Source organism: Gloeothece verrucosa PCC 7822, from assembly GCF_000147335.1.
In the GTDB taxonomy this organism is placed as follows: domain Bacteria; phylum Cyanobacteriota; class Cyanobacteriia; order Cyanobacteriales; family Microcystaceae; genus Gloeothece; species Gloeothece verrucosa.
The window spans coordinates 3,150,334-3,176,981 of record NC_014501.1 but is presented as its reverse complement, the minus strand read 5'-3'; the positions used below and the strand labels follow the sequence as shown (position 1 = coordinate 3,176,981).

Annotated in this window: 22 protein-coding genes and 1 tRNA gene; 13 read left to right on the top strand and 10 right to left on the bottom strand. The window is 39.4% G+C overall.

Annotated features, from left to right (window positions below; all coding sequences use genetic code 11):
- Positions 1-67: 67 nt before the first annotated feature.
- Both CYAN7822_RS13990 and CYAN7822_RS34615 read right to left on the bottom strand, forming a co-directional pair.
- A complete protein-coding gene (locus CYAN7822_RS13990; RefSeq protein ID WP_013322924.1) occupies positions 68-892 on the bottom strand; it encodes a DUF2382 domain-containing protein in 825 nt (274 codons plus the stop codon).
- Positions 893-1,132: 240 nt separating this feature from the next.
- Positions 1,133-1,507: a hypothetical protein gene (locus tag CYAN7822_RS34615; protein WP_013322923.1), complete on the bottom strand. Its 375-nt coding sequence runs from the start codon at positions 1,505-1,507 to the stop codon at positions 1,133-1,135.
- Between the two features lie 450 nt (positions 1,508-1,957).
- Here CYAN7822_RS34615 and cofH point away from each other — a divergent pair, with 450 nt between their 5' ends.
- The 5 genes from cofH (at position 1,958) to CYAN7822_RS13960 (ending at position 10,292) form a co-directional block, all read left to right on the top strand.
- A complete protein-coding gene (cofH, locus tag CYAN7822_RS13980; RefSeq protein WP_013322922.1) occupies positions 1,958-3,112 on the top strand; it encodes a 7,8-didemethyl-8-hydroxy-5-deazariboflavin synthase subunit CofH in 1,155 nt (384 codons plus the stop codon).
- A gap of 733 nt (positions 3,113-3,845) precedes the next feature.
- Positions 3,846-7,847, top strand: coding sequence for a magnesium chelatase subunit H (locus CYAN7822_RS13975; protein ID WP_013322921.1), 4,002 nt, complete (start codon positions 3,846-3,848; stop codon positions 7,845-7,847).
- A gap of 61 nt (positions 7,848-7,908) precedes the next feature.
- Positions 7,909-8,457, top strand: coding sequence for a hypothetical protein (locus tag CYAN7822_RS37710; RefSeq protein ID WP_013322920.1), 549 nt, complete (start codon positions 7,909-7,911; stop codon positions 8,455-8,457).
- 22 nt (positions 8,458-8,479) lie between these two features.
- A complete protein-coding gene (locus CYAN7822_RS13965; RefSeq protein WP_013322919.1) occupies positions 8,480-8,875 on the top strand; it encodes a hypothetical protein in 396 nt (131 codons plus the stop codon).
- A gap of 256 nt (positions 8,876-9,131) precedes the next feature.
- Positions 9,132-10,292 (top strand): vWA domain-containing protein, encoded by a 1,161-nt coding sequence (locus tag CYAN7822_RS13960; RefSeq protein WP_013322918.1) that lies wholly within the window; start codon positions 9,132-9,134, stop codon positions 10,290-10,292.
- A gap of 148 nt (positions 10,293-10,440) precedes the next feature.
- Here CYAN7822_RS13960 and CYAN7822_RS13950 read toward each other — a convergent pair whose 3' ends face one another.
- From CYAN7822_RS13950 to CYAN7822_RS13935, 4 genes are all read right to left on the bottom strand, one after another.
- The gene (locus CYAN7822_RS13950) at positions 10,441-10,659 is read right to left on the bottom strand and encodes a hypothetical protein (RefSeq protein ID WP_013322916.1); all 219 of its coding nucleotides are present in this window, start codon (positions 10,657-10,659) and stop codon (positions 10,441-10,443) included.
- Positions 10,660-11,183: 524 nt separating this feature from the next.
- A complete protein-coding gene (gene cbiB, locus CYAN7822_RS13945) occupies positions 11,184-12,182 on the bottom strand; it encodes an adenosylcobinamide-phosphate synthase CbiB (RefSeq protein WP_013322915.1) in 999 nt (332 codons plus the stop codon).
- Between the two features lie 43 nt (positions 12,183-12,225).
- Positions 12,226-12,618 carry a GFA family protein gene (locus CYAN7822_RS13940; RefSeq protein ID WP_013322914.1) on the bottom strand — a complete coding sequence of 131 codons (393 nt, stop codon included), beginning with the start codon at positions 12,616-12,618 and terminating at the stop codon, positions 12,226-12,228.
- A gap of 15 nt (positions 12,619-12,633) precedes the next feature.
- The gene (locus CYAN7822_RS13935; RefSeq protein WP_013322913.1) at positions 12,634-13,077 is read right to left on the bottom strand and encodes an Rrf2 family transcriptional regulator; all 444 of its coding nucleotides are present in this window, start codon (positions 13,075-13,077) and stop codon (positions 12,634-12,636) included.
- A 323-nt stretch (positions 13,078-13,400) separates the two neighbouring features.
- On the opposite strand from CYAN7822_RS13935, the gene CYAN7822_RS13925 reads away from it, so the two are divergent.
- On the top strand, positions 13,401-13,775 hold the full coding sequence (locus CYAN7822_RS13925) for an AbrB family transcriptional regulator (RefSeq protein ID WP_013322911.1): 375 nt from the start codon (positions 13,401-13,403) through the stop codon (positions 13,773-13,775).
- Between the two features lie 255 nt (positions 13,776-14,030).
- On the opposite strand, the gene CYAN7822_RS13920 is transcribed toward CYAN7822_RS13925, so the two are convergent.
- Positions 14,031-15,746 carry an ArnT family glycosyltransferase gene (locus CYAN7822_RS13920; RefSeq protein ID WP_013322910.1) on the bottom strand — a complete coding sequence of 572 codons (1,716 nt, stop codon included), beginning with the start codon at positions 15,744-15,746 and terminating at the stop codon, positions 14,031-14,033.
- A 646-nt stretch (positions 15,747-16,392) separates the two neighbouring features.
- Here CYAN7822_RS13920 and CYAN7822_RS13910 point away from each other — a divergent pair.
- Positions 16,393-18,327 (top strand): cation:proton antiporter, encoded by a 1,935-nt coding sequence (locus CYAN7822_RS13910; RefSeq protein ID WP_013322908.1) that lies wholly within the window; start codon positions 16,393-16,395, stop codon positions 18,325-18,327.
- A gap of 477 nt (positions 18,328-18,804) precedes the next feature.
- Complete coding sequence (locus CYAN7822_RS13900; RefSeq protein WP_013322906.1) at positions 18,805-20,445, top strand: MBL fold metallo-hydrolase; 1,641 nt, start codon at positions 18,805-18,807, stop codon at positions 20,443-20,445.
- Between the two features lie 53 nt (positions 20,446-20,498).
- On the opposite strand, the gene CYAN7822_RS13895 is transcribed toward CYAN7822_RS13900, so the two are convergent.
- Positions 20,499-20,810 (bottom strand): DUF6679 family protein, encoded by a 312-nt coding sequence (locus tag CYAN7822_RS13895; protein WP_013322905.1) that lies wholly within the window; start codon positions 20,808-20,810, stop codon positions 20,499-20,501.
- Between the two features lie 358 nt (positions 20,811-21,168).
- A complete protein-coding gene (locus CYAN7822_RS13890; RefSeq protein WP_013322904.1) occupies positions 21,169-22,089 on the bottom strand; it encodes an alpha/beta fold hydrolase in 921 nt (306 codons plus the stop codon).
- A 147-nt stretch (positions 22,090-22,236) separates the two neighbouring features.
- On the opposite strand from CYAN7822_RS13890, the gene CYAN7822_RS13885 reads away from it, so the two are divergent.
- From CYAN7822_RS13885 to CYAN7822_RS13865, 5 genes are all read left to right on the top strand, one after another.
- Entirely contained in the window at positions 22,237-22,761 is a 525-nt protein-coding gene (locus CYAN7822_RS13885; RefSeq protein ID WP_013322903.1) for a GNAT family N-acetyltransferase, read from the top strand.
- Positions 22,762-22,899: 138 nt separating this feature from the next.
- Positions 22,900-22,973, top strand: a tRNA-Pro gene (locus CYAN7822_RS13880).
- A gap of 271 nt (positions 22,974-23,244) precedes the next feature.
- Positions 23,245-24,039: a Tic22 family protein gene (locus tag CYAN7822_RS13875; RefSeq protein ID WP_245602569.1), complete on the top strand. Its 795-nt coding sequence runs from the start codon at positions 23,245-23,247 to the stop codon at positions 24,037-24,039.
- Positions 24,040-24,105: 66 nt separating this feature from the next.
- Entirely contained in the window at positions 24,106-24,855 is a 750-nt protein-coding gene (locus CYAN7822_RS13870; protein WP_013322901.1) for a Tic22 family protein, read from the top strand.
- A gap of 281 nt (positions 24,856-25,136) precedes the next feature.
- Positions 25,137-25,913: a Tic22 family protein gene (locus tag CYAN7822_RS13865; protein ID WP_013322900.1), complete on the top strand. Its 777-nt coding sequence runs from the start codon at positions 25,137-25,139 to the stop codon at positions 25,911-25,913.
- A 192-nt stretch (positions 25,914-26,105) separates the two neighbouring features.
- Here CYAN7822_RS13865 and ilvN read toward each other — a convergent pair whose 3' ends face one another.
- Positions 26,106-26,633: an acetolactate synthase small subunit gene (gene ilvN, locus CYAN7822_RS13860; RefSeq protein WP_013322899.1), complete on the bottom strand. Its 528-nt coding sequence runs from the start codon at positions 26,631-26,633 to the stop codon at positions 26,106-26,108.
- Positions 26,634-26,648 lie beyond the last annotated feature (15 nt).

Here is a 26,648-nt window from a genome sequence, read left to right as displayed (position 1 = left end):
GTGACAACGGTGCTTAAAAAAGAATCCCCATCCCTGTTAGGGTGGGGTGACTCAAAAGAGTAGATGATTATCTCTGCTCAATCAGGGGATTGGCATCTCCTTCTATCTTTATTTCCTCACGGCGTAGATACTCTTCTGCCGTTACTAAGCCGCGCTCTACTACTTTTTTAACGGTTACTTGACCACTGACGAAAGCTTCTTTACGTATATTGGCTGTTTCTTCAAAAATTTCTATATAAAGTTCACCTTCACCGAAGTTAGCTTGATACTCAGGCACAGTTTGTCCGCTTTCACTCAGACGACTGTGTTCAATAATGGCTCGTTCTTTTTCTACAGGAACAGAAACACGAGCTACTTCTGTGATTACTGATTTGCCAATCTTGACTTCTCCGACTTTCTGACGATTTTTTTCAGCTAATAAGCGTTCTCCGTAAAGGTTAATTGAGCTATAATCTACTTCTCGAATACCATAAAGTTCGGGTTCGCTTTCGTAGCTGTAGTTAGTACGATCATAAGGTGTAATTTGTCCGCCATCAGTTCGATAATTTGACCTGACGCTTTCTTCATAATTGTAGTCTACCACTAGATCATCAGTATATTCGGGAAGAAGTTTGACCTGCTCTTTGGTTAAATCAAGAGCATAGATCCGTTGATTGCTATAGTCAATGCGGGAACGACCAATAGGGAGCAAGACTTTTTTATCAAATCCCCAGGATTTAGCATCAATCACTAAATAACGTAATTGTCCCGATTCATCAACTAAAATGGCATAAATTGTACCAACTTTTTCATGATTTTTGCTTTCATAAACTGAAAAACTTTCGATAGAGTTTCCTCGAAATATTTCATTTTTGTAATTAGAATTATACTTTTCTATTTTTAAAAGAGGCATGACAAAAACCCTCGAATGACTTTGCTTTTAACTTTAATAAATGACCATTATTGTTTGCATCTCTCCCGAGATATACTTGTCAAAAATAATGATTTACTGTGATCTAAAATACGTTAAAAATTATAACTTTCTCATAAATTAATTTTATTAAAATCGCCTATTTTTTAATATTAAACAGCATAATCAAACAAGATTGACGACTTTTGATTTGACTATGCTGCCTTGAATTTATCAATTAGATTATTTGGCAGAAACCGGAAATTCCTCTAGTTTAGCTAAGGAAGGAAATTCTTCTAGCTTTGGTGAGGGGTGGGATTTCGGCTTGGGTTTTTGAATGCCGTTATTCTGTCCTTGCAAGAAATCAAAATAGTTATCCCAAAATCTCTTTTGAGCATCTAAACTCCTTTCAACCGATTTTTCTTCAACTTCTAGAAATGACTGAACCAATTTTTCTTGAATAGCCAGCGATTGTTTAGTAAAGTTTCCTCCAAATATCGGAAATTGTGACCAAATATCAGACCAATTTCCCCATAAACTTCGTTGCCAATTTAGCCACAGGTAGGGGGAACCAAAAATCCAACTTGAGTAAGAAGGTAGCTTGTTAGTGGTCTTCATTAAAATTCGCTCCTTTGGCTATATTTTTTCGTTAAAAACTCATGATAAATTTTAAGTTATTGTCTGAACTGCCGCTTTTGTCTACTGCCTGATTTAAAAATTTAATAAGCGGCATACTCAGCTAATTTTAGACTTTAATAATTTTTGCTTTCTCTCTCCTGAGACAGAAAAAATGAATTGCTTGATACAAAATTATTTTTTTTTATCAGAAATCCTTAAATTGAGTTAAGTCAAGTTAATAAAAAAATTAAAGGTTGCTGAAAAAGCTTAAAATAGGTTAAACTTCGCCCAAGGATATTAAAATCATCTAAAAGACCTAATTAATAACTAATAACTAATGACTACTGACTAATGACTACTAACTAATGACTAATGACTAATAACTGCTTTAGCATCAAATCACTTAAAATAAAAAAGAATATTGAGATAAAGTAGCCAATTGAAGGTCCTGTGAGCAGCCAAATAGAAGCCGTCGAAGCGATTTTACAGCAAGCCAAACAAGGAATTGATCTATCACTTGCAGAAGGAGTCATCTTACTGCATCAAAATGAACCCGAAGCGATCGCACTGATCCGAGATACGGCTGATCATCTTCGCTTTAAACGGGTAGGAGACACGGTGACCTATGTCATCAACCGAAATATTAACTTTACTAACATTTGTGAGCAACATTGTAACTTTTGTGCATTTCGTCGAGATGAAGGACAAGAAGGAGCTTTTTGGCTCAATACAGAGCAAATTTTCGCAAAAACAGCCGAGGCAGTGCAACGAGGAGCAACGGAAATTTGTATGCAGGGAGGGTTAAACCCCAAAGCTAAACTGAAGGGGTCTTCTTTAGCTTATTATTTAAACTTGGTCAAAACTATTAAAGATCAATTTCCCCAAGTGCATCTTCATGCTTTTTCTCCTCAAGAAGTGCAGTTTATCGCTAGGGAAGATCAAAGGAGTTATACAGATGTTATTATCGCTCTTCGAGATGCCGGATTGGGGTCTATGCCCGGAACGGCGGCAGAAGTATTAGATGATCAAGTAAGACGGGTGATCTGTCCTGAAAAAATTAATACAGAGACTTGGTTAGACATTGTTAGCACTGCCCATCGGTTGGGTGTACCGACTACCAGTACCCTGTTATGTGGGCATATTGAAACCCCTATTCAACAGATTAGACATTTAGAACAACTGCGTTCACTTCAAAAAACTGCCATTGAAAAAGGGTACCCTGCCAAAATTACAGAATTTATTCTCCTTCCCTTTGTGGGACAACAGGCCCCCCCATCTTTACGTAAACGAGTCGGACGCGATCAACCGGTATTAGAGGATACTTTACTTTTAACCGCCGTGGCCCGTATTTATTTAGATCAATGGATAGCTAACCATCAACCGAGTTGGGTAAAACTGGGATTAAAAGGCGCAACTGTTGCCTTGACATGGGGATGTAATGATATTGGAGGAACATTAATGGAAGAACATATTACCACTATGGCCGGGGCGCAAGGAGGCACTTGTATGGAAGTAGAAACCCTACAAGAAGCGATTTTATCCCTAGGTCGTTCCTATCAAGAACGAGGGACGCTATATTCAAGCTTATCTTCTTCAAAAAATTAATTTCAAAAAATAATAAAATGAAAAGAGGCGGCTAGATTAGTTACTAGCCACCCTTGCTACTCTTGGCATTCAGATGCTGTTCAACCAGGGCATCTAGGAGGTTAAGCAGTGCCTCCGGTCAATAACCTTAATTATATATTACTAAAAATATCAAAAATAAAATCTTAAATTTTAGTCAATTTTATGTAAAGCTACGCACTTTTTTTAAAGATTTGATAAATTTTTAGAAAAAACTGATTATGGAGCCGTGAAATTGAGTAGAGTTACAAAAAATTTATACTATCAATACTAAGAAATAATTGAAAAAATATCATTACACCTTGAGCTTTTTTAGACCTAGAAATTTTTTTTCTGAAGGCTTTTTCCTGACAATGGCTTAGGGATGATCCTTAGCTTAGATCGATCATTGAGCAAAGCGGCACACTAATTTGTCTTGCTCCTAAGCTTTAAACTATCTCGGTTTCTCTGTCAATAAATACACACTTTAGATAAATTGTCAAACAAATAATTGTAAATATTTATAAATAATTTTTGAAGTAAACACTCACAAAAAATGTTAATATTTGTAACATAATTTTTCATCATTCTTTGCAAATTGTGTCAAAACCAAGAGTAAACGCTCATGGTAGGGTCATTTTCTGATACCTTCCACAAAGGAGCGATTATTCACCAGACAGTTATTAGCGACTGTGCCTAAGCTGTTACCGCAATTATTTAAGGAGATACACCATATATGTTCACTCACGTCAAGTCCACCATCCGCCATATTGTTCCGCATGACCTCAATGGGCGCTCATTGTTAAAGGTGGTCTATGTCGTGCTAGAACCTCAGTATCAGAGTGCATTGTCCGCCGCCGTCAAAAGCATTAACCAAAATAACCCGAAAATAGCGGTAGAAATAAGCGGCTATCTTATAGAGGAACTGCGCGATCCAGAAAATTACGAAGATTTTAAACGAGATATAGCCCAAGCCAACATTTTTATCGCTTCTTTGATTTTTATCGAAGATTTAGCCGATAAAGTGGTGGCAGCAGTGCAACCGGAACGGGATAGACTAGGGTGCATCGTGGTCTTTCCCTCTATGCCCCAAGTCATGCGCTTAAATAAAATGGGCAGTTTTTCGATGGCGCAACTGGGTCAGTCAAAAAGCGTAATAGCATCTTTCATGAAAAAGCGCAAGCAAAACTCAGGCGCAGGTTTCCAAGATGCGATGCTGAAGTTATTGCGAACCCTTCCCCAAGTTTTAAAATACTTGCCGGTCGAAAAAGCCCAAGATGCCCGTAATTTTATGCTCAGTTTCCAATATTGGCTAGGGGGATCTTCCGATAATTTGGAAAACTTTCTGCTAATGTTGGCGGATAGATATGTCTTTAAGTCAGAAAACAAAACCCAAAAGTCCGAAGGAATAGACTATGCTGAACCGGTTGTCTATCCTGACTTGGGAATTTGGCATCCTCTATCTTTAAAAATGTTTGAAGATGTCAAAGAGTATCTCAACTGGTACAACAGTAGGACTGATATCTCAGATGACTTAAAAGATCCTTTAGCCCCTTGTGTTGGTTTAATTTTACAACGGACTCACTTAGTCACCGGCGATGATGCCCATTATGTCGCTATGGTACAAGAATTAGAAGCTATGGGCGCAAGAGTGTTACCGGTTTTTGCCGGCGGGTTAGACTTTTCTAAACCCGTAGATGCTTATTTCTATGATCGCACTCTCAAAGGGGTTGAACCGGTTCCTATTGTGGATACGGCGGTATCTTTAACGGGGTTTGCTTTGGTGGGAGGACCCGCAAGACAAGACCATCCAAAAGCGATCGAGGCCTTAAAACGGTTAAACCGTCCCTATATGTGTGCTTTACCCCTGGTATTCCAAACGACACAGGAATGGGAAGAAAGCGACTTAGGGTTACATCCGATCCAAGTAGCATTACAGATCGCTATTCCCGAATTAGACGGGGCCATAGAACCTATTATTCTATCAGGACGCGATGGCACCACCGGTAAAGCGATCGCCCTACAAGACCGGATCGAAGCGATCGCCCAACGCGCCTTAAAATGGGCTACCCTACGTAAAAAACCTAAATTAGATAAAAAAGTTGCCATAACTGTCTTTAGTTTCCCTCCCGATAAAGGAAATGTGGGAACTGCCGCTTACCTCGATGTTTTCGGATCGATCTACGAAGTGATGAAAGCATTAAAAGGTAACGGGTATGATGTACTAGACTTACCCGAGTCTCCTAAAGACTTGATGGAAGCAGTCATTCATGATGCCCAAGCACAGTATCATAGTCCTGAGTTAAACATCGCCTATCGGATGTCGGTGGAAGAGTATGAACGTCTTACTCCCTATTCTGAAAGATTAGAAGAAAATTGGGGACCGCCGCCAGGACATCTCAACAGCGATGGACAAAATTTACTGATATATGGGAAAGCGTTTGGCAATGTCTTTATCGGAGTTCAACCCACTTTCGGATATGAAGGTGATCCCATGCGGTTACTCTTCTCACGGTCCGCTAGTCCTCATCACGGGTTCGCCGCTTACTATACTTATTTAAACCAAGTTTGGCAAGCAGATGCGGTTCTTCATTTTGGGACTCATGGATCGTTGGAATTTATGCCCGGTAAACAGATGGGAATGTCTGGGGAATGTTATCCAGATAACCTCATTGGCAATATTCCTAACCTCTATTACTATGCCGCTAATAACCCCAGTGAGGCCACTATTGCTAAACGCCGCAGTTATGCAGAAACTATTTCTTACTTAACTCCTCCGGCTGAAAATGCCGGGTTATATAAAGGGTTGAAAGAGTTAAGCGAGTTGATCGGATCTTATCAAACCCTCAAAGATAGCGGACGGGGTATTCCTATCGTGAATACGATCGTCGATAAATGTCGCTTGGTAAACTTAGATAAAGATATCGAGTTACCCGAAACAGATGCGGCTAATTTAACCTCAGAAGAACGAGATAATATTGTCGGGTTAGTCTATCGCAAGCTGATGGAAATTGAGTCACGCTTGTTACCCTGTGGACTTCATGTCATCGGACAACCTCCCACTGCTGAAGAAGCGATCGCAACTCTCGTTAATATAGCCGGTTTAGATCGAGAAGAAGAAGAGATCTTATCGTTACCTCGGATCATCGCCAATAGTATTGGACGTAATATCGAGGAGATCTACAAAAATAGTGACAAAGGCGTATTAGAAGACGTTGAGTTACTGCAAAAGATCACCCTAGCAACTCGCGCGGCAGTATCTGCTTTAGTGAAAGCACAAGTAGATGCAGATGGTCGAGTTTCCATGATCTCTAAACTGAACTTCTTTAACATCGGTAAAAAAGCGCCTTGGATCGAAGCATTACACAATGAAGGTTACACCAAGGTAGATCCAGATGCTTTAAAACCCCTGTTTGAATATCTCGAGTTCTGTTTAGAACAAGTTTGTGCTGATAATGAATTAGGGGCACTCCTAAAAGCATTAGAGGGAGAATATGTCTTACCTGGGCCAGGTGGCGATCCGATCCGCAACCCCGATGTATTACCCACCGGTAAAAATATTCATGCCTTAGATCCCCAGTCTATCCCCACGACTGCCGCCGTACAGTCAGCTAAGATCGTTGTAGATCGCTTACTGGCGCGTCAAATGATGGAAAATGGCGGTAAATATCCCGAAACCATCGCCTGTGTCTTGTGGGGAACCGATAATATCAAGACTTATGGGGAGTCCCTCGCGCAAATTATGTGGATGGTGGGGGTTAAACCGGTTCCCGATGCGTTAGGACGGGTAAATAAGTTAGAATTGATTCCTTTAGAAGAGTTAGGACGGCCTCGCGTCGATGTTGTGGTTAACTGTTCGGGGGTATTCCGCGACTTATTTATTAACCAAATGAACCTCTTAGATCAAGCGGTGAAACTTGCGGCAGAAGCAGATGAACCCGTTGAGATGAATTATGTCCGCAAACACGCTTTACAACAAGCGGAAGAAATGGGTATTAACCTCCGTCAAGCGGCAACTCGGATCTTTTCTAATGCTTCTGGTTCCTATTCTTCTAACGTCAATTTAGCGGTAGAGAATAGCAGTTGGGAAGAAGAAAAAGAGTTACAGGAAATGTATCTCAAACGGAAATCTTTCGCCTTTAATTCGGATAACCCCGGTATTATGAATGACAGTCGGGAAGTGTTTGAAGCGGCGTTAAAAACGGCTGAGGTAACCTTTCAAAATTTAGATTCTTCGGAAATTAGTTTAACTGATGTTTCTCATTATTTTGACTCTGATCCGACGAAAGTGATCTCGAGTTTAAAAGGAGATGGAACCAAACCGGCGGCATATATTGCGGATACAACTACCGCTAATGCACAGGTTCGGACGCTTTCGGAAACCGTTCGTTTAGATGCCCGTACAAAATTACTTAACCCGAAATGGTATGAGGGAATGTTGCGGCATGGTTATGAAGGGGTACGAGAGTTATCTAAGCGCCTCGTCAATACAATGGGATGGAGTGCAACTGCTGATGCGGTAGATAATTGGGTTTATGAAGATGTGAACACGACCTTTATTAAAGATGAGGAAATGTGTAAGCGCTTGATGAATTTAAACCCGAATTCTTTCCGTAAGATAGTGGGTACTTTGTTGGAAGTAAATGGCCGAGGTTATTGGGAAACTTCTGAGGAGAATTTAGAACGGTTACAAGAGTTGTATCAGGAGGTTGAGGATCGCATCGAAGGAATTGAGTAGAATAGAAGGATAAGCTTGGGAGACTGGTGTTATGCCAGTCTCTTAGGTTTAAGGGGAAAAGATGAAATATAGCTTTTGGGGGTTAATATGGGCAAGCTTTTGGGAAATTCAAACCTTTTGGATAGGATTTCTCTCATTGTCATTAACTATTCTTTTTTCGTTTTTGGCAGGAAAAACACCCATTCCTTTATATTGGGTTTTAATTTTTGGAACTATAGCTTTATTATTAATAGCTACTCTTGTGAAGGCGGTTAATACAGCTTTTAAAGAATATCAAAACCTTAAAACTTTTGTAATTCCTCGAATTTTAGCAACCAAGAAAAAATCAACTGCAACCGGATTACAAATAGAGTTTTTATTAGATGCTTCTAATTTATTTGCTAATGATATGTATGTCTCATTTTATTATATAGATGATTATGGCTATGAATTATTTATAGGACTAGGTTATATTTTAACAATACAGAGTAATGGAAAAATACAAGCTTTACTTGAGCAACCTAATCTAGTTTATCAAGAAATTTTAGAAAAATTAGCAAATAATAATTCTGTCATTCGAGAAAAAACTGTAGTCAAGCCTAGTTTTACCCGAAATATTTTAACTATTTAACTATTGTTCAAGAGGTTAACTTATGGAAAATACAACAGAAGATTTTATAGGAACTCGTAAAGGAACATTTCCCGCCAGTGTAGCAGAAATTATTGATGATTATAAGCTAGTGATTAATAAAGGAGAAAAAGATGGTATAAGGAAAGGCCAAAGAATGCTAGTTTATCGGGTAAGTGAAGAAGATATTAAAGATCCGGAAACCGGGGAATCTTTAGGATATCTGGAACTCGTTAGAGGAACAGGTAAAATTATTTATATTCAAGAAAAAATGTCTATTCTTGAATCTGATAAAACTCCAATTAATTCTTATTGGTCAGCTTTTCCATCGCAATTAGATAAGTATATTGAAAAACTTTTAGAAGGTAAATTATTACCTTTTGAAAATCCTCAAATTGGAGATAAAGTAAAACCTATTTAATAGAGTTAATTTTGTAACACCATCGCTTTTTTGTAAGATGGATGAGTTTATAGGAGTTGTCTCAGGAGGTTGAGGATTGTACTCAATTCTTGAGTACACCGTGTAAATACCGTTGATCTAGAAACAATCTCAGTATAATTAAGTATATCTTTTTTATTTTTTAAATATTTCTATCATCAAATATGCGTAAAATTACTGTGGCTTAAGTATTATTAGTAATACTATTATTCTAAGTAAATTAGTTCGTTCTATTTGTATGACAAAACCTTCCGCCGATCAAAATCCGGAGTCGAATAATCCTTTGCAACAAGAAGTTAACCAAGATGTTCAAATCAGTGAAGGAGATTTACAATGTTCAACTGCTGTAAACAATGTTAGTAATATTAATCTGAGACTAGAAATTATATTTATTAGTTTTGTTTTTATTTGTAATTTATTTTTAAGTATTTATTTTCCTTTAACTGTTATTATATTATTAAGTATAATTTTAGGTATAATTTTAGTCATCTATTTGAGATTGAGATGGAAATGGAGAAATTTTAGAAAAAAAATACTATCTGTTTCATTAATCTTGTTAATAGTTTTTATCTTTTTATTGTTTTTAATAGATAATTTTTACAAAGACATAGATCAAGAAGAAAAAAAATATTTAGTTTATATGCTTGATAATTCTGGTAGTATGGGATGCTATGAAGAGCGACTTAAAAATCCTACACTAATAGATCCATCGACAAAATTGTGTAAACATAGTGCAAAAACAACATATAAAATAGACGAGGTTAAAAATTTTATCAAAAAAGATCTAAGAAATCGCTATTATAACGGAAAAAGACCAGATTTTGGTGCAATATATGAGATTGGAGGGGCAACTTTAAAAACAGGAGTTTGTCAAAAAAGATTTGTAAATCCGAAGAAAATGCAAGCAAAAAGCCTTGAAGAGTTTGAAAAAGACATAGATAGAATACAAGCAAATGTAAATGGTGCAAGCGATCTTGGAAATGCGATAATTGATGTTATTAAAGAGCTTCCCAATCCTCAAAAATATCCTGATAGAAAACCTGAAATTATTTTAATTACAGATGGGGATGATAACTGTAATAAACCTGGTAATACATTTAGGGATGTAATAGAAAAACTAGACGAAGGAAAAATTTTAAAGCCTGAGACTCAAAAAGATTATAGTAATTTAGTGGAATATTTAACTCATGTTACCATAGTTTCTACAAACAATTCTTGCGATAGTTTTGATTTTTTAACTCAGAGAAAAGCAAAATGTATTGAAAGCAATTATTATTTTATAATTTTGTCTATTATTTTTCCTCTTCGTCACACTATCATATCATTAATTATTCTATTATTAATAATAGTAATTTATAATGGGTTGTGTTTGTTGAAAAAGTTAAACAAACTTCTCTGAAAGTTAAAGAAGTCTGTAAACGTGCTGATGCTGTAATTTCAATCTTAGATGATTTAATTGCCGAATTAGATCAGCAAATTAGAACTTCATCTTTGTATCATTATCGATTAAATAAGGCAAAAAATTTATTAAACATTAGCGAATAGGCTCAAAATAAGTTGCGTTTAAGTTCTTTTGAAGACACTCCGAGATCTCTACCTGTTAAATAATCTTGCCACGCCGCATCACTTTGAGCTATTTCTTGTGGTGAGATAATTTCCTCATCTCCTTCTACTTCTACAGGTTGACTTACCAGTGCTTTCAACTCATCTAACAATCTGAGTTTATCTGTAAGAGTAAGAGATTGAACTTGATGCGCGTACCTCATTATAAGTCGTCATATTGATGCTTAGATTGTATTACCCAAGGTCTAACCTACATTATATAATCAAAAAAAGAAGGAAAAAATATTATGAGTATTTCACCGAAGCGGCTTGCTGGAAATTAATGATATTCCCGATGAAGCAATTGACACCTCCGATATTCCAGAATTTGTTTTTAATTTAGAATCCATTTTGTAATACTATTGTTCTTTCTGCCCTTGTGATAGTAGGAGAGCCGGTTAGAGAAAGAGACAAAATTTTTGACAGTATGCTTGTATTAAAGGCAACTTATATAAGTTAATCTTATCGAAAGAGAGCGCAAGCCTGGCGCTACAGTAGAGACATTTTCCCATCATGTCGGTTGCGGTAAAAATGTAACAAGAGCAAAAATTTTACCCATGATATCGAGAGAGTCTTAATGCGAGAAACACTAGCCGCTAGATATCCATCAATTAAAAAAATGGCTGGGTTAGAAAAACTCAGTCATCATTTAGAGTACAAAAGTTTTAAAATTTTTATGATTGAGGTTTTATTGCCTATAAGCCCCCCAAATCACTAAATAAATAAAAACCGCAAGGCTCAACCAGATTATAAAACAGGCACGAGTCAATTTTAGGGCTTGATCAATAGTCTCAGGAGTAATCAGCGATATGGGGTCACCCAGCAAAGGCTTTTTTTTAATTATACCTTTATATATATTGGTTCCTCCCAACTGAACTCCTAGGATAGCCGCATAAATACACTCACTCCATCCAGAATTAGGACTAGGATCAACAGGGGCATCTCGACGACAGATTGATAAAACTTCTCTTGGTTTTCCGGAAATTAATGCTAAAGTTAATACGGTTAAACGACAGGGAAGCCATGTTAAACGATCTTCTAATTGGGCACTAAACCATCCTATATCACTGTAAGGTTCTCGGTGATAACCGATCATCGAATCTAAGGTACTAGCCGCTTTATACCCTAAAGTAAGCGGGACAATTCCTATTCCTGGTAATAATCCCCCAACAATAGCATAAAATAAGGGGGCGGTGACTCCATCTGTCGTATTTTCGGCCACCGTTTCTAATACTGCCCGCAGAATTTCTTGCTCAGAAAGATTGTCTGTATCTCGTCCTACATATAAACTTAATTGATGGCGAGCGAGTTCTATCTCTTGAGAGGCTAATGGTTGTAAAACATCTTCGGCTGCTTTTCTTAAACTTCGCCCAGCAAAACAACTGGCTAAGAGGATGATCTCTAGCCCCATACTTAGCAAGAAATTAATCTGACTGCTAAGGGAGATAATTAACCATCCTACCCCCCCACTAGCGATAATTAATCCTAGACCTAAAATGACTCCCCCAAGACGACGAAGCCAACTTTTTTGATAGTAATTGAGAATCACCTCAGTTAAATGAGAAATCCACCAACCCATCACTTGCACAGGATGAAGCCAACCCCAAGGATCACCGATGAGATAATCTAAAGTGGCGGCTAGAAGTAACGCGATCGCTTCTCTTGAAAAACCGGTAATATCCCCCACTGATCTTTACTCAAAATAAGATACAATAACCCTAAAAAATTGCTCACTCTTGCCTAAGTTCATCGATGTTTTTCTCCCAATTGGCCCCATCAAAATCCTTGATATCAAAGCGCTCTAGCACATCTTCATCGAGAGTACGGACGTTAACATCGAACCAGCCAGGATGAGAACGGGGATGATAAAAAGGGTGTATTCCACAGATGCGGCAAAAAGTATGTTTAGCAGTACCTGTATTAAAGGTATAGGTCGTTAACTCATTACCTCCTTTCAATAAAGTAAATTGTTCAGGAGGAACAATCAAGTGTATAAAGCCTTTTTTACGACAAATCGAGCAATTACAATTGATCGCTTCAGGTTTATTAACTCGAACTCGAAAGCGGACAGCACCACAGTGACAACCCCCTTCATAAATAGCCGATTCGCTCTTGTTTGTCATCAAAATTCTCCTCAATTAAACAACAAAACTGCTTTGTTCTCCTTGAGCGGCTTCCCAGCTACGGGCATCATAGTAAAGATCAGCTAAAGTAATGCTATGGAGAGCGTCTTTGAGTTTAAAGTGAAGCCGTTTCCATAAACTAAATGTTACCCAATCTTCGGCTTGTTGTGCAACGGGATTATAACCCGGTAAAGGTTGAATAGTTTCTCCCACTGCTTCTAAAATTTGTCCTAGAGAAATTTGACTCGGTTGATAGGCTAATTGATATCCACCAAGACATCCTCTGACTGACTTAACTAAACCGGCTCGACGCATTTCAATCAACAGTTTTTCTAGATAAGGTGCCGGTAGATCTTGTCGAGTTGCGATCGCTTTTACTGAAGTCGGACCATAACCCGGCTGTAAACTTAGATCTAACAATGCTTTAACGCTATAGTGACCTCGGGTTGTTAGCAACATTTAACTGATGTTTTTGCTTAGACAGTTTGATTGTAGGTAGCTCAATTAAGTTAGAGTGCCTCTCCATCAGATGTTACAACACTTACAAGCATAACGAAGATCACCAACCCCCAAACCTTTGTAAACTTTTTAAAGAATATTCGAGTATAGATGCCCAAGAATCAGTTAAGATTGATCTCATAAAAAAGTGAATATTTTTTGCTTTTTTTATGTAAGATAAGGATAGAGACCAATAGCAACCTAAAATTTTTTTGCCAAGCGCACTATCCCGCTTCGGCCAAGAACCTGTAAACTGTTGAATCATTAGTAAGCGAAAAAAGTAAATGAGTAAAGCTTTAACTGGAACAGACTTACTTGAAAAAGTTAGAGAACTAGGCAACCTCAGCAAAGAGGAAAAAGCTAGAGCCTGTGGTTACTATACCGTTACAAAAAACGGGATCGAACGGGTTAATATGATGAAATTCCTCAATGCTTTAATTGATGCTGAGGGAATTGAGTTAGATAGCACTTCCGATGGACAAGGACGTGGTGGACGTTCAGCCAGCTATCGCATTAGTGTACAGTCTAATGGAAATTTGTTGATTGGATCAGCCTATACGAAAAAGATGGGCTTACAACCCGGAGATGAATTTGAAATTACTTTAGGAAGAAAACATATTCATCTCAAACAAGTTGGTGCCTTAGATGATGAAGATTAGAGGATCGGCCTACCCGAAGCCTTTTGGCTAGAAAAAAATTTGTCCTCTCCTCTGTTTGAGAGTCTCTATTGACTATCATTAAGGTTTTTGGGGTTTATCCTCGAAAGAAATAGGCTTTGTTTAGTTTAAAACTAGGCAATGCCAAATTCTCATAACTATTTAAGTGGTCATTAAAGGACATTGATGGAGTCGAGATTAACGCTCGACTCTGAGCAAATTTTCTCAGGCATAAAGCCGCCTTGCTCCATTCCTAGATTAAGAATGAGTAGCCTGGGGTTTAGGGTGAGGAGGATGAGAAGGATTTAATTTCAGAGTAATTAAATACCAATCTCCAGAGGGAGCTAATTTTTGACGAGAAGCTAGAGTCACTTGATGAGCAAGCGGCTGAAGTTCCTTTTGAAAGGTCTGCCAAGTTTTTCTATCTAATAAATAAACTTGTTTACCTTCCCGTAAAGGATTTTTTTGCCAATGCTCCACTAAATTGTTAGCATCAACTGGAATAATGCGACGCTCACTGTAAAAATTTAAAGAAGGACGTTCATAAGGAAAAGAAGTATAGACAAATTGTTGAGGGGGAAGGTCTAATTTTTGAATCATTTGAGCAACCGGCTTAACTGGATAAGCCTCATTTAACTCCCAGATCCAATAGGGAGAACTACAAAAAACAAGCATTGACACATACATTCCCCAAAAAAGAATCGAAATAAATTCTTCAGAACGTCGTGCCATTAAAATAGAGGTGACGGCAAAAGTTAAAATTAAAGAAATTAAAATGAGCCATAAAGAAGCATGGGGAGGTTGCGCCCAGTGAATTAAACCATAGTAAAGACTTAAGAAAATAACAGCCATTACCACCGTAGATAACCCTAAGAGAATCATCCAAGAGCGAGGATAAGGGCGTGAACGCGGAGAATTACGAACCTCAGCTAAAATTGCTCCCCCGGCAAGTGCTAAAGCCGGATAAATAGGCATAATATACCAGGGCAGTTTAGTCGCCATCAGGGAAATAATGGCAAAATAAGCCCCACTCCAGACTAAAACCAATTTAGCCCAACTATAACTGCGTTCATTCCAGGCTAAACGTAGTCCATAAAAACTAAATAATAACCAGGGCCATGAATATTTGAGAATTTCTCCTAAATAATACCAGAAAGGCTCTTGATGATTATCTAGAGAAGTGCCAATGCGCTCAACCTGTTGATCCATTAAAGAAAAAAGAAACTGATTGCCATAATGTAACCCTTGTGCCGCATACCAGGCTACAGCCGGTAGACTTCCTAATAACCAACCCGACCAAAAATAGCCAGAGGTTAACAATCTTGGCGTATCCCAAGCCAAAAAAGCTAAGGTGATCCCCGCCAAAAGTAAGCCCATAATCCCTTTGGTTAAACAAATTAAAGCAAACCCTAGCCCTGCCCCTAAAGACCAGCGCAAATCTCGACGAGAACGCAAAGCACAACCGATCATCAAAATTTCAAAACAGAGTACAGCGCCATCCAACATGGCTAACCGTCCGTGACGAATCACAGGCAAAAGCGTTAAATAAATCAAAGCGGCAAATAATGACGGCAGACGACAGGGAAAAATTTCTCGCCCAAGAAGATACAATAAGGGAACCGAACAAGCCGTTAAAAAAGCTCCAGGCAAGCGAGCCGTCCATTCATTAACACCACCCACAGCAAAAGACAAAGCCATTAAATCATGCACCAGAGGAGGCTTATTGAGGTAAGGTTCTCCCCAGAGAGTAGGAAATAACCATCGACTATCATGAAGAGAATTTTGCCAAATTTCTCTGGCCACTTGAGCCACTGTGCCTTCATCCCAGTCTCGAAGGGGCAAATTGCCTAAATTCAAAGTTAATAAAACCATTGCGGCCAAAAACAACCCTACCAGGCACAGGAATTGAGTCCATTGTTCTTCAGTCCGCAGTTGATTTCCCGAGCGACCCCAAGTAAACGTTTGACGATTCATCTTTTTTGAATTAACCTTAACTTTATGGTATTAGTTATTTCCCCTCATGCTGTGGAGATTTCTTAAACTGGTTCTCAACCCCCAACTGACGAGTTGGCGGATATAGATGCTAAAATACGCATGCACGAGTATAACTTTTATGATTTCAGGAATCTCCTTGTAAAACTGATTTTCTTAAACTCTTTTTTGCTCAATAGGATGCTACTGTCCTGTCTATGACAGCCTCCGGTAATCCCATTGCTCATGCTGATGTCCCTCTTACTTCACTCTTTATGAATTATATAAGTATTGTTAAAAATCTTAACGACTTATCCAGTCTTCTGAGGAATTTTCCGAGAAATTTTCTTGGCAGGAGTTTAAGACGATTGAGATAAATAGGGGAAAAATCTTATTGAAGTAGGAGGGTACGACAGATGCAATTAGTCCACAAATATATCATTAACACAAATCATCCTGACTGGTCTAAGTTTGACCAGCAACCTTTTGTGTCCAATCATTTTTTTTATTGGGCTGAGGCTGAGATCACACAGCCATTCTTTAAAAGAATAATAATGAAATTTACGCCTTGTGCCCTGAAACTCCCATCAGAACTCAAAAAAATTGATGAGGTCAGGTATTCTCCGAATAGCCAAGTAAGAGCAAGCCTATGGAAGGATCTTTTGAATTAACCTTGCAGATAGTCATTACCGTGATTGCAGGTATTAGCGCCCAAGTCATCGCTGAATATCTTAAAGTTCCCAGTATTGTGTTTTTGCTAGTGTTTGGCATAACTCTGGGTCCCGATGGCTTAAATTATTTGCATCCCCATCATCTCGGGGTAGGTTTAGAGGTGATGGTCGCCCTTTCGGTCGCTATTATTTTGTTTGAAGGAGGACTTAATTTAGGGTTACGAGATTTGGGGCGAGTGTCTGGGAGTTTACGAAATCTCGTGACAGTGGGGACACTCATTACCTTAATTGGCGGTGGGATGTCTGCTCACTGGCTGGCAGAATTTCCTTGGTCGATCGCTTTTCTTTATGCCTCTTTAGTGGTAGTGACCGGACCAACCGTGATCGGACCCTTACTTAAACAAGTTCATGTGGACCGACAAGTGGCAACGTTGCTGGAAGGGGAAGGGGTGCTGATCGATCCGGTGGGGGCCATTTTAGCCGTCGTGGTCTTGGATACGATTATCAATAGTCATGCGAGTCCAGTAGAAATCGTCAACGGCCTGATGTTACGCTTGGGAATCGGAACCCTTATCGGGGCCGGGTGCGGCTGGTTACTAAGTCTGTTTCTCAAACGCGCCACCTTTGTTTCAGAAGACCTGAAAAATTTAGTCGTGCTGGCTGGGGTTTGGGGACTGTTTGGATTATCCCAAATGATTCGCAGTGAATCGGGGTTAATGGCCACTGTGGTGGCGGGAATTGTCCTAAGAGCCTCGGCTGTTCCCGAAGAACGCCTATTAAGACGATTTAAGGGACAGTTAACTATTTTGTGTGTTTCGGTTTTATTCATTCTCCTATCGGCTGATCTGTCCATCGCCAGTGTTTTTGCTTTGGGATGGGGTAGTGTACTCGCTGTGGGGGTATTGATGTTCGTGGTTCGTCCCCTTAGTGTAGCTTTCTGTACCCTCAAGAGCAGTTTAAACTGGCGACAGAAGCTATTTGTGGCCTGGGTAGCTCCCAGAGGGATTGTCTCGGCTTCTGTGGCTTCTCTGTTTGCGATTTTATTGACCAGTGCGGGGATCAATGGTGGAGATTCCATTAAAGCGATGGTCTTTTTGACGATTATGATGACGGTGTTTATTGAAGGATTAACCGCGAGATGGGTAGCTCGCTGCTTAAAGATTACCTCAGATCAAGCTACCGGAGCCGTGATTATTGGCTGTAATCCCTTGGGACGTTTGATTGCTCGTCTGTTCCAAGAACGCGGAGAATCTGTGGTTCTCATTGACACAGATCCTGAAGCTTGCCAAAAAGCGAGTGAAGAAAACTTACCCGTCTATCAAAGTAGTGGATTAGATGCAAATGTATTAGAAGAAGCGGGTATTAGCTCTATGGGAACTTTTATGGCTTTGACCAGTAATGGTGAGGTAAATTTAGTCTTAGCCCAAAGAGCCGTTGAAGAATTTGAACCGCCTCGGGTTTTAGCGGTATTTCCTCAAAACTCCAGTAGCAGCCCTACCAATAATAAAACTAAGGTCAACCAAGCTTTTATTGAACAAGCTTCGATTAAAACTTGGAATCAGTATTTAACTGAAGGACAAATCAAATTAGGAAAAACAGTGCTTAAAGAGCCGGAATTGTCTCTACAACAAGCTCATTTACAAGCTTTAATTCGCGCCGGGGAATTGTTACCTTTATTGCTCAAACGGGAAAATAATCTTCTCGTGGTTACCCCTTCAGAATCCTGGCAACCGAAAGATGAACTGATTTATCTGCTGCACGACCCTAGACCTAAACTGCTCAAGCGGCTTGGGGGTGGCCTTCAATCCTCTCGTTTAGCTTTAGAAGAGCTTCCTGAAGTGGAAGAGTTACCCATTGCGGCTCCTTCTGCCCCCTCGGAGTTAAAAACCATCACAGAAACAGCAAAAAGATAAATAAACCGGCAGACTTATCTCAAGAATCGCTCGTAGGCTTCTGGCTTTTATTCCTGATCGGGAATCGGCTTTTTTTCCTTTAACCGTAAATTTTGCTATAAGTATAGTAACGAGACGTTTGATCGAGGAGTAACCTCTGTTATGGATGCCAAAATAGTCATGATCATTTTAACTGGGTTGTTTATCATTTCTTGCCTGTTCTTCGGCACGAAAAATGGCTTTTATGATTCGGACAACTATCATGGAAACGGTTCTGCTCACTAACTTGATGACTCTTTCACCGATTTGTTAACAGCTATCCATGACCATTCACTAATGACTAATGGGGCACTGTGCAAGCCACTCATCTGTTGTGCTTTAGTCCCTTAATTCACCCCCTTGACCCGCCTTGACCCATTAGAAGCGGGTTGCCTTTGTTGAACTAACTGGTAAAACTTTGCCGCCTTAAAACTCCCCACTGACCCCTGACCCTTGAGCATGAGTCAATCTCGTCGAGCATCTTCTGAGCATCAAAACCCATTATTCTGTTTTCCCTACGGTGTTGGGCATGAGAATGAAGGAATTTGTTTATCTGTTGATATGGGTCCTTACCGTATTCTTCTTGACTGCGGTTTAAGGGATATCCAACCCCTACAAACAGATGCTACTCCACCCGCTCATCTGGTATTTTGTAGTCATGCTCATGGAGATCATGCTCGAGGTTTGCTTTCATTACACCAGGCTTTTCCTCAAATGCCTATCTATGCCAGTGAAGTGACGCTTGAGCTATTGCCTCTCAATTGGTTAGACCATTCACATACTTCAATTCCTGCTTTTTGTCAAGGGCTTCAATGGCGTACCCCGATTAATTTGTTTAAAGACCTCAGTGCAGAAATTTTTCCGGCTGGTCATTTACCGGGTGCGGCAGCTATTTTACTGACCTATAAAACCGCTAAACGAACTTATAAAGTGTTTTATACAGGAGATTTTTCGCTGTCGAATTTCCAGTTAGTTGAGGGGTTATCGGTAGAACTGCTGCGGGGATTGGCACCAGATGTTTTAATTATTGAGGGAACTTATGGAACGATGCGGCATCCCCACCGCCGTCAACAAGAGAAAAATTTGATGCTGAGAATTCATCAAGCTCTTGCCAATGATCAGAGTGTTCTTTTGCCGGTGCCAACCCTAGGTTTGGGTCAAGAAATTTTGAAGCTTTTACGCTCTCATCATCAGTTTACCGGTAAAGATTTAGATATTTGGGTAGATGGAAATGTGGGAGCGGCTTGTGATGTTTATCTTCAGCTATTGTCGGAGTTTCCTCCATCAGTACAAAATTTTGCCAAACATCAATCGTTATTTTGGGATGAGCGTATCTGTCCACGAATGCGCCGTCTGACAAGTCTTGAAGAGTTAGCCAACAGTCCTGCTGTGGTGGTGACAGATAAATTTGATGAACTCGGCCAATATTGTCTTGATCATCAGCGCTCGTGGTTGATTTTAGTGGCTAATTATGGCCGGAATCGCCTTGAGCAACCCCCTCTTAAAGATTTAAAACGTTTTCCGAACATTAGCCTTGAAACATATCTGTTAGCCGAACACAGCGATAGCCGCAACACCACTCAACTAATTCATAATTTACGCCCACAGCACGTAATTTTTGTTCATGGATCTCCCACTTATTTGGCAGACTTGACGAGCCTAGAGGAATTACAAAACCGTTATCAACTGCATTCTCCTCGGGTGGGAACAGGAGTGGAATTACCGATGGTGGATAAATTTATTCAACCGGCCGCCCCCACTCCCAGCCAATACGAAGGAGAGTTAAATGAACAGGGGACTTCTGTGACGATTAGTTTATCTGATGCTATTACACAAGACCCTCGCTGGAGCCATTTTGCCGATACGGGCTTAGTTGAGGCTCGTTGGCAAGGTGAAGAATTGTTATTGCGCGGCTTATCCCAGCGAGAGCTTTTAAGTCAGACTAATGCGGCTAAACGCTCAAGTGATATTGACTGTTGTGGAACTTGCTGCCATTACAAAAGTCAGCGTTGTTGGAATCCCGCTTCTCCTTTGTATGGCTTTAAGGTAACACCGGAGGGATATTGCCCCGTCTTTGAACCTCAACCTTTTTCACAGTGAATTTTTTAACTTTAGCTAGAAAAGACCGCAGTCAAATCAAGCGGATGGACGATTTATTCCTGATTAGAATCCGGTGAGCGAGGGCGAATTTGTTCGGCTTCCGGACAATCATCAGCGACCAAAATTTCAGAATTGACTCGGGAGACAGAGGCCAGTTTTTGACTGACAGCGCCGATACTTTCAAGGCGAACCATCTCTTCCCAAGAACTAATTTCATCATCTTCTTCGGTTTCATAGCGGATGGTGACTAAATCACCTTCTAGAGCAACGATCCGAGCATTATCGATCCAGCGTTGCTGATCCCGCAAGAAAATACTAACTTCACGACCATCTGTACAGAGTTGATAAATCTTGCGGTGTAACATGGGCTTCTCCTCGGCAGATAACTCGTTCTAACAGGTTTATCAAGGTTCAGTAAGGTTTGAAAAAATTAAGATGTATTTTACCATTCCCAGAAAGCACAACTTTTAATTAACTAATTGTGATACCCAAGGAAACTATGTAACTCAATTAGTTGAAGCTTGCTCATGGTGTGATCGCTTCGGAATTTTGCGGAGCCGGCCCGCATCCGACTACAGTAAACAAGTAAGAACCATTAACATAATTACAGAAAACTAACAAATTTTTGAGGTCAAGTTGGACAGAAGGCAGAAACAGTTCCGCACTACTTGCTATTGTGACATACTTTTTCCCAGAAGACGATTCCCCATTAATCAGTCCCCCTTAACTATGATTGAGCAAAATCTCAATGATTTTGTCTACTACGATTTCGGGTTGTTCTAGCATGGATAGATGCCCACAATTGGGAATTTCAATGACATTGTTTCCATTCAAATCAAAAGAGGGATGAAAACTGGCTAAATGACGAACATATTTAGATTCCATGACTCGGTCTTGACTACCGGCTAGAAAATACAGAGGTTGCTTGAGTCGGGAGACGACTTGAGGCAACAAATGAACTTCCGCTTCTGTAGTCGACTCTAGTAAAGACCCTAGGGCGGCTTTTCCATCAGCTTTGACAAAATCAATGACTCGTTGCTTTCCCCAGTGAGGCTCCAAAGGACGAGCAACCATCATTCTAGCAAAAATCCAATCAATTAGAGGAACATTGGGCAGCCAACGGGGTCGTTGTTTAATTAACTGCTGTCCTAGGTTTCTAAATCTTTCAAATTCTTCTTTGAGATAAATGCCTCCTCCAGAGTTTAAACAAATGACTCCTCTAATCCGTTCACTACATCCGTCTGCCCCTCGGATGGCTATACTTCCCCCTAGAGAATGACCAATGACCCAAGCTTGTTCTATTTCGAGTTTTTGTAACAAAATTTTCAAGTCATTGGCATAAGCGGCCAAGGTATAGCTAGAATAACAATTATTCTCATCACACTCATGATGAGCATTAAACAGTTCTTCAGGTTGGTTTATCGCTTGTTTCCCTTGAGGGGCTACTGACTGAGAATCACCAAATCCCCTTAAATCATAAATTAGACATCGATAATTTAGGGATAGGGGTTCAATCAGGGGTTGCCAATAGTGACGGCTCAACAACCAGCCATGAATAAATACCAGGACAGGATTAGAAGATACGGGAGATTGAGCAATTAACTCGTAAGTATGTGGGACTCCCAAAATATCAATGGTTGGCATATTTTGATCCTATCCTAAAAAGATGCAATTTGCGATTGTAAAATAGATTAAGTCAAAAAATTATGTTAAAAGTTAATCTCTAGACAAATAAATCTGACTATACCCAGTATAAATTACTGAACAACATCAAGGGTGATCCCTATAGGCATGGTTTTCTGGAAAAAATTCTTCAATAGTTCTGATGTCCCGTCAAGCACTCCTTCTCCGATATTTCCTGGAGAAGCCTTAGAAATTAGCCGTGATTCTCATGGACAGTTTCGCATTTTTTTTAGCACAGAGCGAGAGATCGATCTGTACGAGTTAGAAGAACTTTGTGATGCTGTCGGATGGGCCCGTCGTCCTTTACGTAAAGTCAAGAAAGCGCTTGAACATAGCTTTTTAGTGGTTTCTATGTGGGAAGTTCGAGGAAATAGACGACGATTAATTGGTTTTGCACGTGCTACTTCAGATTACGCCTTTAATGCCACTATTTGGGATGTGGTGGTTCATCCCAGTTTTCAAAATCAGGGACTAGGTAAGGCGTTAATGAAGTATATGATTAAAAAATTACGGTCTGAAGATATCAGTAATATTACTCTGTTTGCCGATCCGCAGGTGATAGATTTTTATCGCCGTCTGGGCTTTGTCTTAGATCCGGAGGGGATTAAGGGAATGTTTTGGTATCCTGATTAATCTTATCTCTATTTCTCACCACTGGAGAGCTAGAAGCGAAGGAGATCAGATCATTCGCCATATGGTTGACATTTACGTGTTGTTTTGATAAGTTAGTTAATAACTATGGAAAATGAATAAAAAATACTAACTCGAAAACGGGATGTAGCGCAGCTTGGTAGCGCGCCTGCTTTGGGAGCAGGATGTCGCAGGTTCAAATCCTGTCATCCCGATTCAAAAAATTGGCTATTAAGCATAAGCAAGAGCAATGGCGGTAATTTTACAATTCGTTAGATCTCAAGGGCTTTGAGGTTTGACGATTGATCTCAAATAGCGTATTCAGTATTACAGCAACTGCCTTGGAGATGAGTGCATGAGTGCCTCTTACTACACCTGTTAAATCTGCTGCGGGACCTTGATTGTTTGCTATTCTATAAGAAAAATTATCAAGCTAGGGAAGTAAGGTCTTAGTTAAACAACTTTAATGAAGTAATGTAAAGGATCATGATGCTCAACTCTTTAATTCGCAGGGGGATTAGGATCGCATTAGCGGTAGGGATTACAGTTTCATCTTGGCTAGGATTTTATCAGTCATCTTTGGCCTTACCCGAACCACAAGTTCTTCAAAAGCTTGAACAAATTCCTATGTTTCTTATTGTTGCTCAAGATGGAAATTTAGTTTTAATTAACACTCAAACTCCCCAAGGATCTGATACTTCCTCCGGTAGACTTGTCATATTTGGAGCTTATAGTGATGCCGCCAAAATGTTAGACCTTCTCCAAAAGAATAGCTCGGACTTAGCGGGAAAAATAAAAATTATTCCTCTGGCTTTTAGTCGAGTTTATGAAATGCTCAAGAAAATGAGTCAAGAGGAAAAGAAGATGCCTCCTATTACTTTTTTTTCTCAAGAAGAAGATATGAAAGCCGCCACAGATATCCTGCAACAAAGTGGAAAAAAAGTCGATAATCTCCAAAAATTTGGCATTCCTTTGTTTTTTGTTACCATTGGAAAAAATGAAGAATTCATCGTCAAAAAAAATGATCAAGGCAATACCTTTATTCCTTTTTACATGACTTTAAAGGATGCTCAAGCTGAGCTAGAGGAATATAAAAAACAATTTCCTGACCGCAAGCCAGAAGAAATTAAAATAGGAGTAGTCCCTTTATTAGAATTGGTTCAAGTGCTACTCCAAAAAGATGAAGAAGCCTTAAAAATAATGCAAATTATTCCTTCAGAACAACAAATTAATGAGGCGAATAGATTATTGCAAAATACCAAGGCGAATGGGTCTCAGTGAAACGGGTTAAAACCCCTCAAAAAATTAACTCCAAAAAATAAAATATTTTTTAGGACATTAATTAAAATGATTAAAAGTTTAAATAAAAACCTATTGACTTTAACAATCATTACTCAAGTGTTTCTCTTGTCAGGATTAACTTCAAACAGAAAAATTTTAGCATTATCTCAAGAAGAAGTTCTGCAAAAATTAGCCCCGATAACCCTGTTTACCATTGGCAATCAGAAAGGAGATTTAATATTTATTCAAACCCCCAACAAGCCCGACGTGGCTTTACTATATATTAGTCAGCAGCAAGCGCAAAGAGCCGCTCAACAACTTAACCAAACAAAACCCGGAAATTCTTATCAAGTTATTCCTGTATCTTTAGCGGATATGTATAAATTTTTTAAAGAAAAGAGCGGACAACCAAATGCTCCTGTATTGCAGCTAGTGCCTGTGCAACAAGAAGTTGAGGCGGCCAAGGGAATATTAAGTCAACAAAATCAAGTGGTTAAGGATTTTCCCGGTGTGCCTTTGTTTTATATAACTTATGAACAAGATAAGAAAGAAGTGTTTTTAACAGCTAAAAATGGGACAGAAAATATAATTCCGCTATCTTTTGAAAAAGATTTTGTGCAAAATCAGATTCAAATAGCTAAACAGCAACAACCGGACCTGGCTGGCACATTTAAAATCCGAGTGATGACATTACAAAGTTTAATTCTTCTTTTTGAACAGAAAGATAACGACGGTATCCGAAAAATGGTGGTGATTCCCTCTCAAGAAACAATAGAATTTAGCCGCCAACTTCAACAACAGCAAAAATCGCCATAAACTAACTCTGGCTCAAATGACTCAGATGAGAGGCTGAGGTAACCTTGCAAAACCCCATATAGCGGCGATGACAGGGAACTTAGAACCGACCACAAGAGTCATGAAAAATCGAGCAAGTATAAGCGTTAGCAAAAGCCTAAACTCCAATTAAAGCTTAGGCGAAGGTAAAAATTTTAGTCATATCAGTAAAAAAGATGTTAACTTACATCAAAGTAAGTTAAATCAAATAACAGAGAATATAACTAAAATTACATAAGAACTCTAGAGGTGTAAAAGTAACCATGATGAAATTATTTCGCCGGACTGCTATTGTTGGATTAGTTGGAAGCACTATCTTCGCCTCTGGACTAGGGGGAAATTTCAGAGCATTAGCGTTACCCGAACAACAGATTCTCGAAAAACTACAGCCAATTCCCGTGTTCACTGTTGCTGACGATCAAGGTGTGCCGCTAGTAGAAGTGGTAGAAAACGATAAAAAAGTAACAGGGGTATTTATCAGCCGCCAAGATGCTCAAGCCTATTTGGCTCAAGTTCAAAAACAAAACCCCGAAATTGGTAAAAAAGTCAAAGTACAACCTGTATCTTTAGGACAAGTTTACAAGCTGCAACAATCTCAAAAAGAACCCAATGCGTTAATTGTAGATTATGTGCCCACCCAGACAGAAGTAGAATCAGCCAAAAAACTCTTAACCGACAATGGGCAAGAATATAAGGGAGGAGTTCCTTTGTTTGTTGCCAAAGCTGGAAAAGAAGAAGGTTATCTGATGATCAATCAAAATAACCAGCCGGTTATTCCTATGTTTTTTGAAAAATCAGCCGCTACAGCACTAGCTGAAGAATATAAAAAACAAAAGCCTGAACTAGCATCAACGGTGAAAATAGAAGTTGTGCCTTTAGAAGGTGTCATTGGCGCTTTAAAAGAGAGTAACGATCAAATGTTAACTAAAATTGTTTTAGTTCCTTCTAAAGACACCTTAGACTTCATCCGGGCTAATCTTCCCAAGCAGGCTCCCCAGCAGGCTCCCCAACAGGCTCCCCAACAACAACCCAAAAAATAAGGAAAGGGTGAAAACTCTGAAAAATTTTTGAGTTTTAGCCGACAAAAAATTTCCTGAAAATTATAGCTCAAAGCAGACTTGTTAGGGGATCTCTGTGTATAAATAGAGCTACGGCTGGTCAAACCAGCCTATTTTTATGGGCCCGGCCAACTTGTTCCCGACTAGGCCCAACAATAACCAATTTTTCAGAATTTAAGAGACTTTAGCCGTAGCCGCAATAGTTTTAAGATATTCAGTATTAACGCCAGATTCTCTAACTAGGGCAACTTTGCCGGTACGGGCAATTTCTTTAATGCCAAATTTGTTAAGCATTTGGACGATGGCCACCATTTTACCCGGATCGCCTACCACTTCCAAAGTTAAAGTATCTTCAGAAATATCCACAACTCTAGCCCGAAAAACTTGAGCTAACTCAATGACTTCTGCTCGAAAAGCCGCACTCGCATTAACTTTCACCAACATTAATTCTCGTTCTACGCAGGGAATTTGGGTGATATCTTGGACTTTTAGAACATTGATCAGCTTGTAGAGTTGCTTAGTAATTTGCTCAATGATGCCATCATCTCCAGGAACAACCATCGTAATTCGAGAAATACCTGGTTGTTCAGCAGGACCGACGGCTAAACTTTCGATATTAAAACCACGACGGGCAAATAATCCAGCAATTCGGGTTAAAACCCCGGCTTCATCTTCGACTAAAACGGAAAGGGTGTGTTTCATGATGAGCTTACCAAC

Coding starts and splice junctions, on each gene's coding strand:
- CYAN7822_RS13890 (WP_013322904.1), bottom strand. CDS start 22,089: ATGCCAACCATTGATATTTTGGGAGTCCCACATACTTACGAGTTAATT.
- CYAN7822_RS13940 (WP_013322914.1), bottom strand. CDS start 12,618: ATGACAAACAAGAGCGAATCGGCTATTTATGAAGGGGGTTGTCACTGT.
- CYAN7822_RS13870 (WP_013322901.1), top strand. CDS start 24,106: ATGATTAAAAGTTTAAATAAAAACCTATTGACTTTAACAATCATTACT.
- CYAN7822_RS13895 (WP_013322905.1), bottom strand. CDS start 20,810: ATGTTACACCGCAAGATTTATCAACTCTGTACAGATGGTCGTGAAGTT.
- CYAN7822_RS13950 (WP_013322916.1), bottom strand. CDS start 10,659: ATGAGGTACGCGCATCAAGTTCAATCTCTTACTCTTACAGATAAACTC.
- CYAN7822_RS13875 (WP_245602569.1), top strand. CDS start 23,245: ATGATGCTCAACTCTTTAATTCGCAGGGGGATTAGGATCGCATTAGCG.
- CYAN7822_RS34615 (WP_013322923.1), bottom strand. CDS start 1,507: ATGAAGACCACTAACAAGCTACCTTCTTACTCAAGTTGGATTTTTGGT.
- CYAN7822_RS13885 (WP_013322903.1), top strand. CDS start 22,237: ATGGTTTTCTGGAAAAAATTCTTCAATAGTTCTGATGTCCCGTCAAGC.
- CYAN7822_RS13990 (WP_013322924.1), bottom strand. CDS start 892: ATGCCTCTTTTAAAAATAGAAAAGTATAATTCTAATTACAAAAATGAA.
- CYAN7822_RS13960 (WP_013322918.1), top strand. CDS start 9,132: ATGACAAAACCTTCCGCCGATCAAAATCCGGAGTCGAATAATCCTTTG.
- CYAN7822_RS13935 (WP_013322913.1), bottom strand. CDS start 13,077: ATGTTGCTAACAACCCGAGGTCACTATAGCGTTAAAGCATTGTTAGAT.
- CYAN7822_RS13910 (WP_013322908.1), top strand. CDS start 16,393: ATGGAAGGATCTTTTGAATTAACCTTGCAGATAGTCATTACCGTGATT.
- CYAN7822_RS13900 (WP_013322906.1), top strand. CDS start 18,805: ATGAGTCAATCTCGTCGAGCATCTTCTGAGCATCAAAACCCATTATTC.
- CYAN7822_RS37710 (WP_013322920.1), top strand. CDS start 7,909: ATGAAATATAGCTTTTGGGGGTTAATATGGGCAAGCTTTTGGGAAATT.
- CYAN7822_RS13975 (WP_013322921.1), top strand. CDS start 3,846: ATGTTCACTCACGTCAAGTCCACCATCCGCCATATTGTTCCGCATGAC.
- CYAN7822_RS13925 (WP_013322911.1), top strand. CDS start 13,401: ATGAGTAAAGCTTTAACTGGAACAGACTTACTTGAAAAAGTTAGAGAA.
- CYAN7822_RS13920 (WP_013322910.1), bottom strand. CDS start 15,746: ATGAATCGTCAAACGTTTACTTGGGGTCGCTCGGGAAATCAACTGCGG.
- CYAN7822_RS13965 (WP_013322919.1), top strand. CDS start 8,480: ATGGAAAATACAACAGAAGATTTTATAGGAACTCGTAAAGGAACATTT.
- ilvN (WP_013322899.1), bottom strand. CDS start 26,633: ATGAAACACACCCTTTCCGTTTTAGTCGAAGATGAAGCCGGGGTTTTA.
- CYAN7822_RS13865 (WP_013322900.1), top strand. CDS start 25,137: ATGATGAAATTATTTCGCCGGACTGCTATTGTTGGATTAGTTGGAAGC.